Consider the following 16236-nt stretch of genomic DNA (forward strand, 5'->3'; position numbering starts at 1 on the left):
ACAGCATAAACCGAACAATTCTATCGGTGCAAATTAGCTGCTGTATTGCTGTTTTATTCAACAAAATAGGGGTTAAAACGCTAAGTTTAGCTAAAAAATCACATTTTCTGCCATTACATTATGTATAATGAGAATCATTCCTCTTTACTATTTGGTGAGTATTTGTATGAAAAGAATGTTGGTTGCTTTAATAATGGTGCTGTTTGCCATGCCGCTACAGGCTTCAGATAAATTAATTCAGTTGATTGAATACATTGGCGCAGATTATAAAAATGCAGTCGAGCAAGGCCAAGTCATTAATAAGGCTGAATACGGCGAAATGATTGAATTTGCCAGTTTAATTCCGGCTCAGTTAGCTGGAACCGATTCTGAATTAACCCAACAGGCTGAGCAACTACAACAACTGATTTCTGACAAAGCTGATACCACAGAGATTAAGCAACTGACGGCAAAAATGCGCCATTCCATTATTGCTACTATGCCGACAATACCTTTGCCAACAACAGTACCAAACTTACAACGAGGCCAAGCATTATATCAAACTCACTGTGCGGCCTGTCATGGTGCAACGGCTAGTGGTGATGGTCCTGCTGCGAAGGGATTGGATCCAGCACCGACCAATTTCCATGAATTTGATCGTTATGAATCCCGCAGTGTATTTGGTCTTTTTAATACCATAACATTAGGCGTTGAAGACACGGCGATGACTTCATTTCGCTATTTAGATGAGCAAAGTCGCTGGGATCTGGCTTTTTATGTGGGTGCCATCGCTAGTGAGCAAGTTGATTTAGCCAATACACCCGATAGTTTAATTGACGTCAAAAATATTTCGATGTTATTAACCTCCACCTCGCAAGATTTAAAACAGCAATATGCCCAGCAAGGTGAAGCGCTAATGGCTGTGTTTCGCCAACAGCCTGAGCGTTTCTTTTTAGCTAATACAGCTAATCCACTCCAGGTTGCTAAAGATACTTTGGCCTTGGTTATTCCTCAGTTAGAGCAGCAACACTATAGCCAAGCTTATAATTTAGCGGTTGCAGCGTATTTAGATGGCTTTGAGTTAATTGAAAATAATTTATCCGCTGTCGATGCAGCTTTAAAAGATCAAATAGAAACCAGAATGCTGGGTTTACGGCAAAATATTCAGCAACAAGCCGCATTAAGTGAATTAACGGCTGAAATACAGTCAATTCAACAATTATTATCTCAAGCTGAGCAGGCATTAAATAATAGTAATTTAGCCTCAGGTAATGTGTTTCTATTAGCCTTACTTATTTTATTACGTGAAGGCTTAGAGGCGTTATTAGTGGTAGCGGCAATTTATACAGTGGCGGTTAAAACAGAACAGCCACGCCTAAAACGCTCTGTACATTATGGTTGGATAAGCGCAATCGCTTTAGGTGCTGTTACTTGGTTTGTGGCCAGTTACGTGATTACTATATCGGGTGCCTCACGGGAAATGACGGAAGGGTACACAGCATTAATTGCTGCCGGTATATTATTTTATATGGGCTTTTGGATGCATAGTAAAACCTCTGCAGTGCAATGGCAGCAATTTATTAATGGCCAAGTCAGTAAAGCATTAAAATCGGGTGCGTATTTAGGGTTAGCAGCGGTGGTGTTTTTAGCCGTATATCGAGAGATTTTTGAGACCATACTGTTTTATCAGTCACTATGGTTACAAGGCGGTGCAGCCCACCATATGAGCTTTAGTTTAGGTATTTTGGCTGCGTTAGCCTTATTAGCAATCTTAGGTGTGGCCCTGTTTAAGTTTGCTTTAAAGTTACCGTTAAAAGCCTTCTTTGGTTCGACAGCGTTGTTAATGATAGTGTTAGCTTTTGTTATGATAGGCAAGGGTGTTACGGCATTACAAGAAGCGGGTGTAATCGCTATTAATCAATTAAATGCGCCAACTATAAGCTGGTTAGGTATATTCCCAACTGCGCAGAGCTTAGCGGCTCAGGCCCTAGTTGTCGTTTTGGCGGTTATTTTACTTTTGCGTCAGCGCCAGAAGAAAGCGATAGCATCATAAGCACTGAAAAAAAACCAGCAAACAAAGTGTTTGCTGGTTTAATTTAATGATATAGCGTCATTGTTTAATTTTATTGCTTAATTTTAAACTCACCCACAACCGTATTAAGCCCTTTTGCGGCATTACTTAGGGTTGCCGCTTCTTTAGCTAGCTCTTTTGCATGGACGGCAGAGCGACTCATTAACTCCGTAATGGCCATCAAGTTATGGTTGATATCTTCTGTTGTTACCGTTTGTTGGCCTGTCGCGTCAGCAATTTGGCTATTTTGTTGTTTTACATTATTTATCGCTGCACTGATATCGGCGAGGGCAGTTTGCATAGTTTGGGCGCGCTCAGTACTAGTTTGTGTTTGAGCTCGTCCTTTTTGCATACTGCTTTCTGCTTCGCGAGCAATGAGTTGCAGCTTTTCTACCATATTACGAATATCTTTAGTGCTTTCTTGAGTGCGAGCTGCTAATGAGCGGACCTCATCTGCTACTACTGCAAAGCCTCGGCCTTGTTCGCCAGCTCTGGCGGCTTCTATTGCAGCGTTTAGTGCCAACAAGTTTGTTTGTTCAGCTATACCTTTAATAACATCAACCACAGTACCGATACTTTCAGACTCTTTAGCTAAGCCCACCACAACAGAAACAGCTTGTGCCATATGCTCAGCCAGTTGCTGCATATCATTTAATGCCGCAACGGACAGCTGTTGACCATGTAGCGCATGTTGTTCAGCTTCATTAGCCGCACTACTAGCGTGATCAGCATTATTACTAATTTCTTGGGTTGTCGCGGTCATTTCATGCACTGCTGAAGACACATTTTCTAACTGAACATTACCTTGCTGAATTTCATGATTGGTTTGTTCGGTAACACTAGACAGCATTTTGCTACTGTTATTTACCGAGTTAGCTTGCTCAGAGGTTTGCAATAACAATAGGCGTAGCTTAGCAATAAACTGATTAAAATGGTTGGCAAGTGCACCGACTTCATCTTGACTGTCAATATTTATTTCTCGGGTTAAATCACCATTACCACTGGCGATATCACGCATACTATTAATAAGTTGTTGTAATGGCGATGTGATCATTCGGGTCATTAACCAGACTACAGCAAGAATAATCGCCAGGATTAATAGGGTTAAAAAAATGGCCCAATTAGTCGCGCTTTGCACCGGGCCATCAATTAATTCGACCGGTACTAATAATGCTACTAGCCATTCCATTTTTGGAAAATCTAAGCTAACCGGTTGGCTGTATGCGTAATAGGTTTTGCCTTGTAAATGCACTTCAATTCGTTGTGCTTTGTTCTCTTTAGCGGCTGCGGCAAGCTCGGTAAAACCTTGGTTATTGGTATCTAAGTCATCAAATTTTGCTAAAGGATCGTTGGGTAGGTATTTAATACCGGCTTGAGATGAAAAGTGAACAATATTACCCTTATCATCTAATAGTACCGGTAAGCCTTGACCTTGATAGCGAATAGCCTCAATCTTGTCGCCGACTTTATTAATATGTAAATCGATACCGCCTACGCCTAACAATTTACCCTCTGCTGTATAAACTGGACCTTGCACTACTGCCGAAATAATACCTGTAGTCAAATCTGCTGAGGGTGAATTTACAAAGTAACGATTTTGCTGCAAGCTTTGCTGATACCAAGGCCGTTTGGTGGCAAAGTAGCCTTTTCTGTTATCGCCAGCATCAGGACCTGTTGTATCAACCCCTGTGCGATCATTCTCGCGAAAATACTCACCGGTACGATCTAAAGCAAAAAATGCCGATAAAATATTTTCATCACGCTGGCTAACATTAATAAAACTGTTGTTGATGGCTGCATATCCTGCAATCTGGCTTAAATCAGTGCCCCGGTTAGGATATTGCTGATACCAATTGATAAAGTGCGGGCTTTCTAAAAACGTCCGCGTCACTTGGCCATATTGAGCAAAGAAGCTGCTTACATTTAAGGCCTCTTGTTGCACTAAAGAGGCAACATCGCTATTAACCTGTTGTTGGGTAATGTTTTTTAAATGATTGACCACTAAAATTGAGGTTAGTAATAATAATACGGCGACGGCACTACCAATACTAATTAATAGTTTTTGTCTTATTGTTGTTAATTTTAAAAAGCCCATAACATCTTCCCAGAGTTTTTAACGCTACTATAACTATCTATAGCGTTCTAATTATTATTTTGTATCTTTAAGAAGCTGTAATACGTTAACGCTTAATGATGGAATGTTAAAGCACAATAATTAAATATTATTTTTAGATGACGACAGCCTAAGTACTGTAATCGAAGTACAGTAAAGCTAATACTTAGGCTGTCGGGTAAATCATTGAATAACCGATTTAGATTGCAGTTGTTTTATGCGCAATATACTCATCAACAAGTTGCTCTAATACATCTAATGGCACAGCACCATTTTTTAGAATGACATCATGAAATTCGCGGATATCAAACTTATCGGCTAAGGCTGTTTTAGTTTTTTCGCGGAGCTCAAGCATTTTAATCATGCCTATTTTATAAGCTGTGGCTTGAGAAGGCATTACGATATAGCGTTCAATAGCTTTGGTTGAATCTGTTACCGAGTTAGGGGTGTTTTCTACTAAATAATCAATCGCTTGCTGGCGTGTCCATTTTTTACTATGAATACCGGTATCGACCACTAGGCGACAAGCGCGCCATAGCTCCATGGCTAAGCGGCCAAAGTCTGAATATGGGTTTTGGTATAACCCAATCTCTTTGGGCAATTGTTCAGTATATAAGCCCCAGCCTTCAATGTAGGCTGTGTAACCACCAAAGCGGCGGAATTTAGGCATGTTTTCTAATTCTTGATTAATAGCCAATTGCATATGGTGACCGGGTATACCTTCATGATAGGCCAAGGCTTCTAATTGGTATGTTGGCATATCCCGCATGTTGTACAAATTGGCGTAGTAGGTGCCAGGGCGAGTACCATCCATAGAGGGCTGCTGATAAAACGCTTTACCCGCAGATTTTTCACGGAAGGGTTCAACGGCTTTAACAATTAAATCGGCTTTAGGCTTAACTAAAAATAAGCTATCCAAACGGCCTTTCATATCTTCAATAACCCGACTCGCTTCGGCTAAGTAATCAGCTCGGCCTTGATCGCTGTCAGGATAGTAATATTGGCTATCTTCGCGCAAATGAACGAAAAATTGCTGTAAATTACCAGAAAAGTTAACTTGTTGTTTAATTTGGCGCATTTCTGTGTGGATGCGCGCGACTTCATCTAAACCTAATTGATGGATCTGCTCAGAGGTTAAGTCAGTGGTTGTGGTCCGGTTTAAGGCATGTTGATAAAACTCGGCACCTTGTTTTAAGCGCCAAACACCGTCATCGGTGCCTGCTTGTTGCTCTAGGGTCTGCAAATAACTAATTAAACCGCTGTAGGCAGGTTTAACACTGCCAATTAATGCTACTTTTGCTTGATCGATCAGCAGTTTTTTCGCCTGTTCCGTTATCTCAAGTTTATGTACTTTTTTACTAAAGTCGGCTAATAAAGTACTGTCGTTACTGGTATCAAAGGGAGCGCCGGTAATGATGTTTTTACTCGCTGATATAGCATGCGGAAATACAAATTTTGGTGCAATGATGCCTTGTTCTGCACGCTGCTCTAGTTGCTGCTGTAATTGCTTAAATAACTGAGGTACAGCGTTTAATCTTGCGATATAGGCTGCAGCATCACTTTCGTTATCAATCATATGCTGGTTTATTAATAACGAAGGCACTTGGGTATGGACGCCAAACATCTGATTAACCGGGTAGCTATATAAATGCCACTTAGCATCGTCCAGACTTTGCTGTAAATTTTGCTGCATTAATAGGTAGCTGATTCGCGTTGCGTCATCTAGTTTAGTGCTATCAATGTTGTTTAAACGGGCTAATTGATCGCGCTGTAGCATTAAGCCAGCTTGGTAATGCTCTTCTGATAAATTTTGCCATTTATCATAGTCATCTTTAATACCAAGACGGGTTAAACGAGCCGGATTACGTCGCACCGACTCCATAAAGATTTGTTCAAACAGGGTATTGGCTTTTTCAGATTCAGACACGGTAGTATCACTAGTAATAGCGCTACTATTTGCAGAATTATTCGCGGTAGAATTTGTCGGGTCAACTGTTTTTGGACCACAGCCTGCTAATAACGCTAAACTGATCGCCATTGGCAGTAACGCCACTTTTGTTGCTGTAAATTTTATCATCTGGTACCTGCGCTATGAATAAAGAACAATGTATTAAGTTATCACTTTATTCTACGCAGTTAAAACACGATGAAAAGGCGACCTATCGCAGTAGGCTAGATAAACAACGTGAGTAAGTCATTTAAATACCGACTGCCTTTGTCAGTAACTTGCCAATGCTGTTCGGTTTCAATTAATAACTCTTGGTTTATTGCGCTAGCGATAGCGGGTTCAATATAACTAATAGGCAGTCCGGTATAAGCTATAAAGTCATCTTTAGGGCAGGGCTCTATTAGCCGAAAACGATTCATAAAAAATTCAAAAGGCCGATCTTCAGGTTCGACTTGCTCGCGGCTATCTACATAGCCTCGAGTCATATCCATATAACCTTTAGGGTGCTTAATTTTAACCGTGCGTAAAATGCTATTGCGTGACGGTAGGGTAATTTTGCCATGCGCACCACAACCAATCCCCAAATAATCACCATAGCGCCAATAGTTTAGGTTATGTTGGCATTGAAAGCCGGGTTGGCAGTAAGCTGATATTTCATATTGCTGATAGCCATGTTGTTGCAACAACTCTAAGCCTTGTTGTTGAATATCCCATAAGGTGTCATCAGCGGGTAAAAGTGGCGGTTTAGAGGCAAAAGCGGTATTGGGCTCAATAGTCAGTTGATACCAGGATAAATGAGGTGGTGCTAGGGTAATAGCTTGTTGTAAATCAGCTAAGGCAGCTGTGACATCTTGATCCGGTAAACCATGCATTAAATCTAGATTAAAGCTGTTTAAAGGCAGTTTTTGCGCCAGTTCAGCAGCATGGATAGCTTCTTGACTATCGTGAATACGGCCTAAGGCTTTTAATTGAGCAGTTTGAAAGCTTTGTACACCAATAGAAAAGCGATTAACGCCTGCAGTAACATAGCCAGCGAAACGAGCCGCTTCAACGGTGCCTGGATTGGCCTCCATGGTCACTTCCATAGTGTCTGCACAAGTAAGCCGTTGTTTAACACCGGTTAAAATTCGTGCTATGCCTTCGGCGCTAAACACACTGGGGGTACCGCCACCGATGAAAATACTGGTTAACGTACGGCCAGCCACTAAGGATAAATCTTGATCTAAATCAGCTAGCAAATGAGAGATATATTCTTGTTCGGGAATGCCTTTTTTAACAGCATGAGAATTAAAATCGCAATACGGACATTTTTGGATGCACCACGGAATGTGAATATAAAGCGCCAGAGGCGGTAACTGCAGACTCAAAAATAGATCCTTTTTATTAATAAAATTACACTAAACACTGGACTGGCCCAAAAATAGGAGAGACTCAACACTCAACACTCAACACTCAACATTCAAGTGTATATACGGATCGGTTTAGCCACACTAACACGCCGTAAACCCATCCCTGGGGGCTCATTTCCGCCCGTCCAGGGCTGCAATGGTTAGTTTAGGCTAAAACCGTTTCTCAATAATTTATCTTATTCAGTCCACACTAAAAACTAAAAACTAAAAACTAAAAACTCAACACTTAAGTATATATAAGGATCGGTTTAACCACACTAACACGCCGTAAACCCATCCCTGGGGGCTCATTTCCGCCCGTCCGGGGCTTCAATGGTTAGTTTAGGCTAAAACCGTTCCTCATTAATTTATCTTATTCAGCCCACACTAAAAACTTAAGTATATATAAGGATCGGTTTAGCCAGACTAACACGCCGTAAACCCATCCCTGGGGGCTCATTTCCGCCCGTCCGGGGCTGCAATGGTTAGTTTAGGCTAAAACCGTTCTTCAACTATTTATCTTAGTCGGTCGACACTAAACACTAAACACTTAACGTAGCAGCTGAAGCAAAGTCTTTAAGGCTTGGCCGCGATGGCTTAATTGTTGTTTTTGCTCTGGTTTTAGCTGAGCTGCACTGCAGTTTTCGTTGCTTAACCAAAAAACAGGATCATAGCCAAAACCATGCTCACCTTGAGCACTTGTAGCGATTTCACCGCGCCAAATGCCGTGACATATTAGCGGGGTCGGATCTTCAGCATGACGCATATAGACTAAAACACAGTGAAATTGTGCACTACGCTGAGCAACAGGTACCGACTGCATATTTGCTAATAACCTGTCGATATTGAGTTTGTCAGTCGCGCCTTCACCGGCATAGCGAGCTGAGTAAATACCCGGTGCGCCACCTAAGGCATCTACCGCTAATCCAGAATCATCGGCAATGGCAGGAAGGCCTGAAGACAAAGCGGCATGACGGGCTTTAATAATAGCATTTTCAACAAAAGTTAAACCCGTTTCCTCGGCGTCACTTACGCCAAGATCGGTTTGCGGGATAATTTCAATATTACGCCCAGCTAACATTTTTGAAAGCTCGGCAACTTTGCCTTTATTACTGGTGGCTAGTACGATTTTTTGCATTAATAAACGGTCCGTTTACGGCCTTAGTCGACATAAAATGTTTGTTTGAATTTTAATTGTTGCAAGCTGTCTTTTTGCGCTAATGTTAACGTAAAATCAAAGCGTTGTTGATCTCTAAACGGCAATTGGGCTAAGTAATATACGGCTTTACCTTCAACCACTTCAGTAAATTCTAAAGCAATTTGTCGGCCCTGAATATCTTTGGCGATACCGCTAATATTTATCTTTTGCGCTTGCTGAGATTGCGTGTCTAGCACTGAGATATTGATTACGGCATTATACTTACTTCGCTGGATCCGATATTGCTGGGCAATCTCGGGGGTTAATAACGGGGCAGGAAAGGCAATATAGTGCACATCCCAATCACCAAGCTGTTGTTTTTGATCAGCTATAACTTGACCACTGGCAGTAAATAATATTGCGAGCATTACACCTAATAACAATTTCATGATCTGACCTTTTTATTTTGGCTTAGTAACTTACTATTATAGTGGAAGCAGATAAAATTATCTGGTAGTTAATAGCTGTTCTATCAAGCTAGGGAAAGTTTTTGGAGCCGTAATAAGTACTACCTTATGTCGACTTAATTGCCCTTTTTCAAGTACAACATCTGATTTGGCGACTTTAAAGCTTTTGGCTAAGAACTTGAGTAAATGTTGATTAGCCTTACCATCAATAGGTGGTGCAGTAATGGCAACTTTAATGGCGTCATTATAAAGGCCAACCCATTCATCACGGCTAGACTTAGGCTGTAAATACAGCCTAAGTCTAATATTGTTTTGCTCACGTTTAGCTGGCATTAAAAGCCGCGGAATAAATCACTAAGTAATACATTTAAAAACTGTAAACCAATTAATACCACTAGTACTGATAAATCTAAGCCACCCATAGGCGGTAAGATACGACGGATTGGCCGTAATAATGGTTCGGTTAATTGATGCATAACTTGTTCAATCGGGTTATTACCTTGGCTAAACCAGCTTAATAACGCTCGGATCACCAAAATCCAAAACAGCAATGAAAACGCTTCTTTGACCACGACCATCAGCGCCCACAGTAAACTGTCGGGTAAAACAACACCTTTAATGATAACAAATTGCAGTAATAACAATTTAACTAAAGCCACCAGGTAGGCTAACAACAGCGTTGCAGTATCTATGCTACCAATACTCGGAATGATGCGTCGTAGTGGCAGCACAATAGGGTTAGTGGCTTTGACTACAAATTGGCTAAAAGGATTATAGAAATCTGCTCGTGCTAATTGCAGCCAAAAGCGCAGAATAACCACCATTAAAAACAGATTAAATACGGTGTTAATTAAAAATTGTAACGCTTGCATGAACGGCTCCCAAAAGCACTATTGCAGATAAAATATATGGCAAGTCAAACCTATTTAGCTTAAAACTAGGCGCTATTAAAAACTCTGAGCCATTTCTTTGGCACGGTTTATTGCAGCATACATGGCGTCTGAGACCATTTTTTCAAGCCCTTGATTAGCAAAAGTTGTTACTGCCTCATGGGTGGTACCGCCCTTAGAGGTCACTTGAGCCCGTAAATCAGCAAAGCTATGCTCACTGTCTAACGCCATAGTCGCTGCGCCCAAAGCCGTTTGTGCGACCATTTTTTTTGCTTCTGCGGCATCAAAACCCAGTTCTTCAGCCACTTGCTGCATAGCTTGCATAAAAAAGAAAAAGTAAGCAGGCGAGCTACCCGTAACGGCAATAACATGGTCAATTTTAGCTTCAGCATCTAACCAAACATTTAAACCTGTGCCACTGAACATATGATCAACAAAAGATTTTTCATAGTTTGAACAATCAGTTGCATATAAACCAGTTACACCCAAGCTAACCAGTGAAGGTGTATTTGGCATGCTACGAACAATGCGCACGTTACCTAACCAGTCTTTATAACGACTCACTGGAATACCCGCAGCGATAGTAACAAAAAGCTTATCCGCAATTTCTGGTACGGCTGTAATTAAAGTTTCGCATAACTGTTGCATCATTTGTGGCTTAACCGCTAATACGATAATGTCGGCTTGTTGTACGGCACTAATATTATCTAAAGTAGTTTGAATAGCGTAATCGTCGGCTAAGGCGGTTAATTTGGGTTGGCTGCGGTTGGCAGCAATAATATTGTTACTTGGATAGCCGTTATTAACCATAGCGGCAATAATACAGCGTGCCATGTTACCTGCACCAATAAAAGCGACGGTATTGTCATTCATATTTGATTTCATTCCTCGTTTGGTCCCTTGTTATAAGCCCGTTCACCAAAAATAACTGTGCCTAATCGTATCATAGTTGCGCCATTTTTCAGAGCTAATGGCCAGTCATTCGACATGCCCATCGAAAGCTCTGTGGCATCGGGATAATGCTGTTGTAATTGCAATGATAATTGCTGCATAGCTTTAAAGCTGGATTCATCGTTTATACCCGCTGCAGGGATAGCCATTAAGCCTTTTAAGGCTAATTGCGGTAGGGCAGCTATTTGGCCTGCTAGTTCCAACATCATCTGGGGCGCTATACCGGCTTTACTGGCTTCTTGGCTAATATTAATTTGGATTAACACTTTAAGTTTACCTAAAGCAACGGGGCGTTGCTGAGCTAAGCGTTTGGCAATTTTAAAGCGGTCGATACTGTGAACCCACTGCGCACTCTGTGCGACTAAGTTGGTTTTATTTGACTGTAATGGACCAATAAAGTGCCATTCAATGTCTGTTTTATCGGCCAACAACAGCTGTTTTTCTACTAATTCTTGCGGATAGTTTTCAGCAAATTTACGCTGACCTGCAGCATAGGCGCTGAGAATATCCGTCGCAGGTTTAGTTTTACTAACGGCAATTAATTGTACGTTATTGTTACTAAGTTTAAATTGTTGACACTTTTGCGTAAGGTTCTGATAGGCGAGGCGAAGTTGTTCTGCTATGTTATTCATAAAATTGGCATCTTGGAGTATAAATTGTCATGGATATTACCGAATTATTAGCCTTTAGTGTGCAACATAAAGCGTCAGATTTACACCTTTCTTCTGGTGTGCCACCTTTAATACGTGTGGATGGCGATGTTAGAAAGTTAAATATTCCGCCTTTAAGCCATAAAGAAGTGCATGCGCTAATTTATGAAATTATGACCGATAAACAGCGCAAAGAATACGAAGAAAACCTCGAGTCTGACTTTTCTTTTGAAGTACCTAACTTAGCCCGTTTTCGAGTCAATGCGTTTGTGCAAAATCGCGGTGCTGCGGCAGTATTTCGTACCATCCCAAGCGAAGTATTAACCTTAGATGATTTAGGTGCGCCAGATATATTCAAAACCATTGCCGAAAACCCACGCGGTTTAGTGCTAGTAACTGGCCCAACCGGTTCGGGTAAGTCTACTACTTTAGCGGCCATGATCGATTACATTAATAATATGCGCCATGATCATATTCTTACTATAGAAGATCCGATTGAATTTGTGCATAGCAATAAACAAAGCTTAATTAACCAGCGTGAAGTACATCGCGATACGCATAGCTTTAGTAATGCCTTACGCTCTGCCTTACGTGAAGATCCTGATGTCATTCTAGTAGGTGAATTACGCGACTTAGAAACCATTCGTTTAGCTATGACAGCAGCAGAAACCGGCCATTTAGTGTTTGGCACCTTGCACACCACTTCAGCACCAAAAACCATTGACCGTATCATTGACGTTTTTCCGGGGGAAGAAAAAGCCATGGTTCGCTCTATGCTATCAGAATCGTTACGAGCGGTTATTTCGCAAAACTTACTGAAAAAAGTCGGTGGAGGTCGTATAGCAGCGCATGAAATCATGGTTGGATTACCGGCGATACGTAACTTAATTCGTGAGGATAAAATTGCTCAAATGTATTCTGTTATTCAAACCGGAGCCGCTCATGGTATGCAAACTATGGATCAATGTTTATTAAATTTAGTTAACCGCGGTTTAGTTTCACAAAAAGATGCGGCAACTAAAGCACAGGATAAAAATACCTTTGGCTCTATGGGCAGGATGTAATTGATGATGGAATTAACCGATTATCTAGACAAAATGGTCGTCTTGAAAGCGTCAGATTTATTTGTTACTGCAGGTATGCCGGTAGCAGCAAAAATAAATGGCGAGCTGACACCGATTGATGAAACCCCTCTGACGGATGCGGGTTCGTTAACTATAGTGTTAGCGTCAATGAATGATAAGCAACAGCAAGAATTTATGAGCACTAAAGAGTGCAACTTTGCTATTGCTAATGAATCAGGCCGGTTTCGGGTATCGGCATTTTGGCAGCGTGACTGTGCTGGCATGGTGGTGCGACGCATTATCACCCGTATTCCAGAGGTAGATGAACTAGGCTTACCACCGATAATGAAAGAAATTATCATGTCTAAACGCGGCCTAGTGTTATTTGTTGGTGGTACAGGTACTGGTAAGTCAACGTCTTTGGCGGCTTTATTGGGTTATCGCAATCGCAATAGCAAGGGCCATATTTTAACCATTGAAGACCCAATAGAATTTGTTCACGATCACCAAAAAAGCATAGTGACTCAGCGTGAAGTGGGCATTGATACTGAATCTTTTGGGTCGGCACTTAAAAGCTCTTTACGTCAAGCGCCGGATGTTATTTTAATTGGTGAAATCCGTAGCCAAGATACCATGGAATATGCGTTGTCATTTGCTGAAACCGGGCATTTATGTATTGCGACACTGCATGCTAATAATGCTAACCAAGCCATTGATAGGATAATGCATTTGGTGCCCAAAGATATGCACCAAAAGTTGTTATTTGATTTGTCGCTTAACTTGCGCGCTATCGTTGCTCAGCAATTAATACCTACGTCTGATGGTCAAGGCCGTACTGCTGCGATTGAAGTTTTGCTTAATTCACCTTTAGTAGCGGCCCTTATCGCACGGGGTGAGATAGGCGAGATTAAAGTGCTAATGAGTAAGTCTCGTGAATTAGGTATGCAAACCTTTGACCAAGCTTTATTTGATATGTATCAAAATGCCATCATCAGTTATACCGATGCTATCCACCATGCTGACTCGCCAAATGACTTACGTTTAATGATTAAGTTACGCAGCGGGGACACTAAAGGGGCGGGTTTCTTATCGGGCGTAACATTAGAGGGGTCTGAAAAAGAGTAGAGGGCCTTGAAAAAGAGCCCGACTAAATGGCCGACTGATAACGCTTATGTAAAATGCTAACCCGTTTTACATAAGCTTGGGTTTCGGCAAAGGGTGGAATGCCTTTATATCTTCTTACATTAGTACTGCCGGCGTTATAGGCCGCGAGTGCTAAGTCTACATTACCTTCATATTGCTGTAATAAACCGGCTAAATACTGGCTGCCAGCTGGAATGTTTTGACCAGGTAAACTGGCATCAGTTACACCTAATGATTCAGCTGTTTTGGGCATTAATTGCATTAAACCCATTGCGCCTTTTTTTGATATCACGCTAGGCCTAAAAGCCGATTCAGCATGGATAACTGCACGGATTAATGCCGGGTCAAGCTTATGCTCAATAGCAGCTGCATTGATAAGTTGATTATAGGGTCGAATAAATAAAGGCGTGGTAAACCAATTAATGTTTGAACTAGGATCGCACGCAAAGCAATCGTAACGCAGAATTTTGTAACGCATATTTAACGGCTGTCGATCAGAAAAAAAACCACTGCCATCGGCTTTTTCTGCACTGTACACCGCGAAATGGGCAGCGGTATTTACCTTTCTTGTCGGTGTAGCTGGTGTCGCCTCCGTTGTAGAGGGCGATAACTTATGCACCGGTTTTTCAGCTGCTTTAGCCCACAGCTGCAGCGGTATTACGCTAAGGGCTACTAGCGTAATATAAACATAACAGAATTTTGCCAATTCAATGATTTCTCAATAAGGTAAACAAGGCCAGTAAAGCATTAACAAGGTTAGAACTCAAGCTAGCTGCGATACAATGAATATCCTTTTGCCCCAGTCTGGGCTAAAATAATTGATACTCGCTTCACTCTTCTCTGAAAGTTATTTCGTTATGACATTAAGATTCAACCGTACGGTTATTATTGCCTTTGCTGGTGTGCTATTGGCAATGGCAACTATTCAATCTGGCGCCTCTATTGCCAAACAACTATTTCCAATCGTTGGCCCTGAAGGCACAACAGCATTAAGGTTGGGTTTTTCCGCTATCGTATTATGGCTGATATTTAGGCCGTGGCGATCCATGCCAAAAGGGCGAGATTTACGGGCAATTGCCTTTTATGGAATTTGTTTGGGTGGCATGAATATTTTGTTTTATTTATCCATAGAGCGCATTCCTTTAGGTATAGCTGTCGCATTAGAATTTACCGGTCCTTTAGCCGTGGCGTTAATTGGTTCTAGACGAAAACGGGATTTAATTTGGGTAGGCTTAGCCATTGCCGGCATTTTATTATTATTACCTGATATGCATGGTGAAGATGCACTCGACCCTCTGGGTGTCGTGTTAGCGCTTGCTGCCGGTGCCTGTTGGGCTGGTTATATATTATTTGGTAAAAAAACCGGTAGCCAAGCATCAGGTGGTATTACCGTTGCATTAGGCATGACGGTAGCGGCGTTATTTTTAGTGCCAATTGGTTTTGCTAGTCAAGGCATGGCAATACTAAGTTGGGAGGTTATTCCGCTGGGGTTTGCCGTCGGTATTTTATCCAGCGCGTTACCGTATTCGTTAGAAATGGTGTCATTGCGTAATATGTCATCACAAAGCTTTAGTGTATTAATGAGTATGGAGCCGGCTATGGCGGCATTAGCTGGCTTTTTAATCCTTAGCGAACTATTAACCTTTTGGCAATGGCTTGCCATATTATTAGTTATTTGCGCATCGTTAGGCAGTGCTATAACCTCAAAAGCAGAGTAGTGAAGTTAACGGTTTGGTAATGCGGGTATAGGCTGTAATTGGCCGATAACACTTTAATAGATTCGATTCGACCCTAGCTTTGATCTACTGCAATACTCAATAGCGATACTTAGGTTATGTTGTGTTGAGTTAAGGTAATGTTAGTTAAGATAATGTCAGTTAATATAATGTATTTCAATAGAGTCTAACGGAGAAACCTAATGAAGCATGTTGCTGATTTAATGACAGCTGATCCTTTTTGTCTGGATCGTAGTGCAAACTTAAAAGACGCCCATGATTTAATGCGCACTAAAAATGTTCGGCATATCCCAGTGATTGACACTAATGGCGAGCTGGTGGGTATGCTGACGCAAAAAGTGTTAGTGGCTAAAGTGATGTCGTTAGTGGCCCAATTTGGCTCATCTGAATTAGAACGTAAAGAAAAACAGCAATTGGTTGCCGATATTATGCTGACCGATTTTGCCAGTGTGTTGGCAACGACTACTTTACTTGAAGTTGCAGAATTTTTTGTGGCAAATCGGCATGGTTGTTTACCAATAGTAGATAAAACCAATAAAATTAAAGGTATTTTAACCTCGTCAGATTTTGTTCGGTTAGCGGCTATGCTGCTTAAACAGTCTGCTTGATTAAGGCTGAATATAAAGCCAAATGATTAAACCCGCTAAGCAGAAAAAAGCCCTCAATAGAGGGCTTTTTTCTTACCTGTGACCCGTCCT

General features: G+C 41.4%; 15 protein-coding genes. 5 read left to right on the top strand and 10 right to left on the bottom strand.

All coding sequences use genetic code 11. From position 1 onward, the window contains the following. Positions 1-166: 166 nt before the first annotated feature. Positions 167-2032, top strand: coding sequence for a cytochrome c/FTR1 family iron permease (locus BI198_RS06915; RefSeq protein WP_070048898.1), 1866 nt, complete (start codon positions 167-169; stop codon positions 2030-2032). Positions 2033-2102: 70 nt separating this feature from the next. Here the strand turns inward: BI198_RS06915 and BI198_RS06920 are convergent, their stop codons facing one another. The 9 genes from BI198_RS06920 to BI198_RS06960 form a co-directional block, all read right to left on the bottom strand. Then, positions 2103-4145, bottom strand: coding sequence for a methyl-accepting chemotaxis protein (locus BI198_RS06920; protein WP_070048899.1), 2043 nt, complete (start codon positions 4143-4145; stop codon positions 2103-2105). A 217-nt stretch (positions 4146-4362) separates the two neighbouring features. Then, positions 4363-6240, bottom strand: coding sequence for a DUF885 domain-containing protein (locus BI198_RS06925; protein ID WP_070048900.1), 1878 nt, complete (start codon positions 6238-6240; stop codon positions 4363-4365). Between the two features lie 95 nt (positions 6241-6335). Continuing rightward, the gene (gene hemW / locus BI198_RS06930) at positions 6336-7478 is read right to left on the bottom strand and encodes a radical SAM family heme chaperone HemW (RefSeq protein ID WP_070048901.1); all 1143 of its coding nucleotides are present in this window, start codon (positions 7476-7478) and stop codon (positions 6336-6338) included. Positions 7479-8049: 571 nt separating this feature from the next. Further along, positions 8050-8637, bottom strand: a complete 588-nt coding sequence (gene rdgB / locus BI198_RS06935; RefSeq protein ID WP_070048902.1) for an RdgB/HAM1 family non-canonical purine NTP pyrophosphatase — start codon at positions 8635-8637, stop codon at positions 8050-8052. A gap of 23 nt (positions 8638-8660) precedes the next feature. Then, positions 8661-9086, bottom strand: coding sequence for a DUF4426 domain-containing protein (locus BI198_RS06940; protein ID WP_070048903.1), 426 nt, complete (start codon positions 9084-9086; stop codon positions 8661-8663). A gap of 57 nt (positions 9087-9143) precedes the next feature. Then, positions 9144-9437 (bottom strand): DUF167 family protein YggU, encoded by a 294-nt coding sequence (yggU, locus tag BI198_RS06945; protein WP_070048904.1) that lies wholly within the window; start codon positions 9435-9437, stop codon positions 9144-9146. Then, complete coding sequence (locus tag BI198_RS06950; RefSeq protein WP_070048905.1) at positions 9437-9976, bottom strand: YggT family protein; 540 nt, start codon at positions 9974-9976, stop codon at positions 9437-9439. The genes yggU and BI198_RS06950 overlap by 1 nt, the downstream gene beginning before the upstream one ends. Positions 9977-10051: 75 nt before the next feature. After that, positions 10052-10867: a pyrroline-5-carboxylate reductase gene (gene proC / locus BI198_RS06955; RefSeq protein WP_070048906.1), complete on the bottom strand. Its 816-nt coding sequence runs from the start codon at positions 10865-10867 to the stop codon at positions 10052-10054. Positions 10868-10875: 8 nt separating this feature from the next. Further along, a complete protein-coding gene (locus BI198_RS06960) occupies positions 10876-11577 on the bottom strand; it encodes a YggS family pyridoxal phosphate-dependent enzyme (RefSeq protein WP_070048907.1) in 702 nt (233 codons plus the stop codon). A 29-nt stretch (positions 11578-11606) separates the two neighbouring features. On the opposite strand from BI198_RS06960, the gene BI198_RS06965 reads away from it, so the two are divergent. Beyond that, a complete protein-coding gene (locus BI198_RS06965; protein ID WP_070048908.1) occupies positions 11607-12659 on the top strand; it encodes a type IV pilus twitching motility protein PilT in 1053 nt (350 codons plus the stop codon). A gap of 6 nt (positions 12660-12665) precedes the next feature. Beyond that, on the top strand, positions 12666-13784 hold the full coding sequence (locus BI198_RS06970; RefSeq protein ID WP_070050719.1) for a PilT/PilU family type 4a pilus ATPase: 1119 nt from the start codon (positions 12666-12668) through the stop codon (positions 13782-13784). Positions 13785-13806: 22 nt separating this feature from the next. Here the strand turns inward: BI198_RS06970 and BI198_RS06975 are convergent, their stop codons facing one another. Beyond that, positions 13807-14508, bottom strand: a complete 702-nt coding sequence (locus BI198_RS06975; protein ID WP_070048909.1) for a lytic transglycosylase domain-containing protein — start codon at positions 14506-14508, stop codon at positions 13807-13809. A 151-nt stretch (positions 14509-14659) separates the two neighbouring features. Between BI198_RS06975 and BI198_RS06980 the strand changes: the two genes are divergently transcribed. Both BI198_RS06980 and BI198_RS06985 read left to right on the top strand, forming a co-directional pair. Continuing rightward, positions 14660-15520 carry an EamA family transporter gene (locus BI198_RS06980; RefSeq protein ID WP_070048910.1) on the top strand — a complete coding sequence of 287 codons (861 nt, stop codon included), beginning with the start codon at positions 14660-14662 and terminating at the stop codon, positions 15518-15520. A 200-nt stretch (positions 15521-15720) separates the two neighbouring features. Then, positions 15721-16146 carry a CBS domain-containing protein gene (locus BI198_RS06985; protein WP_070048911.1) on the top strand — a complete coding sequence of 142 codons (426 nt, stop codon included), beginning with the start codon at positions 15721-15723 and terminating at the stop codon, positions 16144-16146. The last annotated feature ends 90 nt before the right edge of the window (positions 16147-16236 follow it).

It is taken from the genome of Rheinheimera salexigens (assembly GCF_001752395.1).
In the GTDB taxonomy this organism is placed as follows: Bacteria; Pseudomonadota; Gammaproteobacteria; order Enterobacterales; family Alteromonadaceae; genus Alishewanella; species Alishewanella salexigens.

What these genes read in the sequence shown, in the direction of transcription:
- BI198_RS06985 (WP_070048911.1), top strand. Translation starts at nt 15,721, where the DNA reads ATGAAGCATGTTGCTGATTTAATGACAGCTGATCCTTTTTGTCTGGAT.
- yggU (WP_070048904.1), bottom strand. Translation starts at nt 9,437, where the DNA reads ATGCCAGCTAAACGTGAGCAAAACAATATTAGACTTAGGCTGTATTTA.
- BI198_RS06965 (WP_070048908.1), top strand. Translation starts at nt 11,607, where the DNA reads ATGGATATTACCGAATTATTAGCCTTTAGTGTGCAACATAAAGCGTCA.
- BI198_RS06925 (WP_070048900.1), bottom strand. Translation starts at nt 6,240, where the DNA reads ATGATAAAATTTACAGCAACAAAAGTGGCGTTACTGCCAATGGCGATC.
- BI198_RS06970 (WP_070050719.1), top strand. Translation starts at nt 12,666, where the DNA reads ATGGAATTAACCGATTATCTAGACAAAATGGTCGTCTTGAAAGCGTCA.
- BI198_RS06920 (WP_070048899.1), bottom strand. Translation starts at nt 4,145, where the DNA reads ATGGGCTTTTTAAAATTAACAACAATAAGACAAAAACTATTAATTAGT.
- BI198_RS06940 (WP_070048903.1), bottom strand. Translation starts at nt 9,086, where the DNA reads ATGAAATTGTTATTAGGTGTAATGCTCGCAATATTATTTACTGCCAGT.
- BI198_RS06950 (WP_070048905.1), bottom strand. Translation starts at nt 9,976, where the DNA reads ATGCAAGCGTTACAATTTTTAATTAACACCGTATTTAATCTGTTTTTA.
- proC (WP_070048906.1), bottom strand. Translation starts at nt 10,867, where the DNA reads ATGAATGACAATACCGTCGCTTTTATTGGTGCAGGTAACATGGCACGC.
- BI198_RS06915 (WP_070048898.1), top strand. Translation starts at nt 167, where the DNA reads ATGAAAAGAATGTTGGTTGCTTTAATAATGGTGCTGTTTGCCATGCCG.
- BI198_RS06960 (WP_070048907.1), bottom strand. Translation starts at nt 11,577, where the DNA reads ATGAATAACATAGCAGAACAACTTCGCCTCGCCTATCAGAACCTTACG.
- BI198_RS06980 (WP_070048910.1), top strand. Translation starts at nt 14,660, where the DNA reads ATGACATTAAGATTCAACCGTACGGTTATTATTGCCTTTGCTGGTGTG.
- rdgB (WP_070048902.1), bottom strand. Translation starts at nt 8,637, where the DNA reads ATGCAAAAAATCGTACTAGCCACCAGTAATAAAGGCAAAGTTGCCGAG.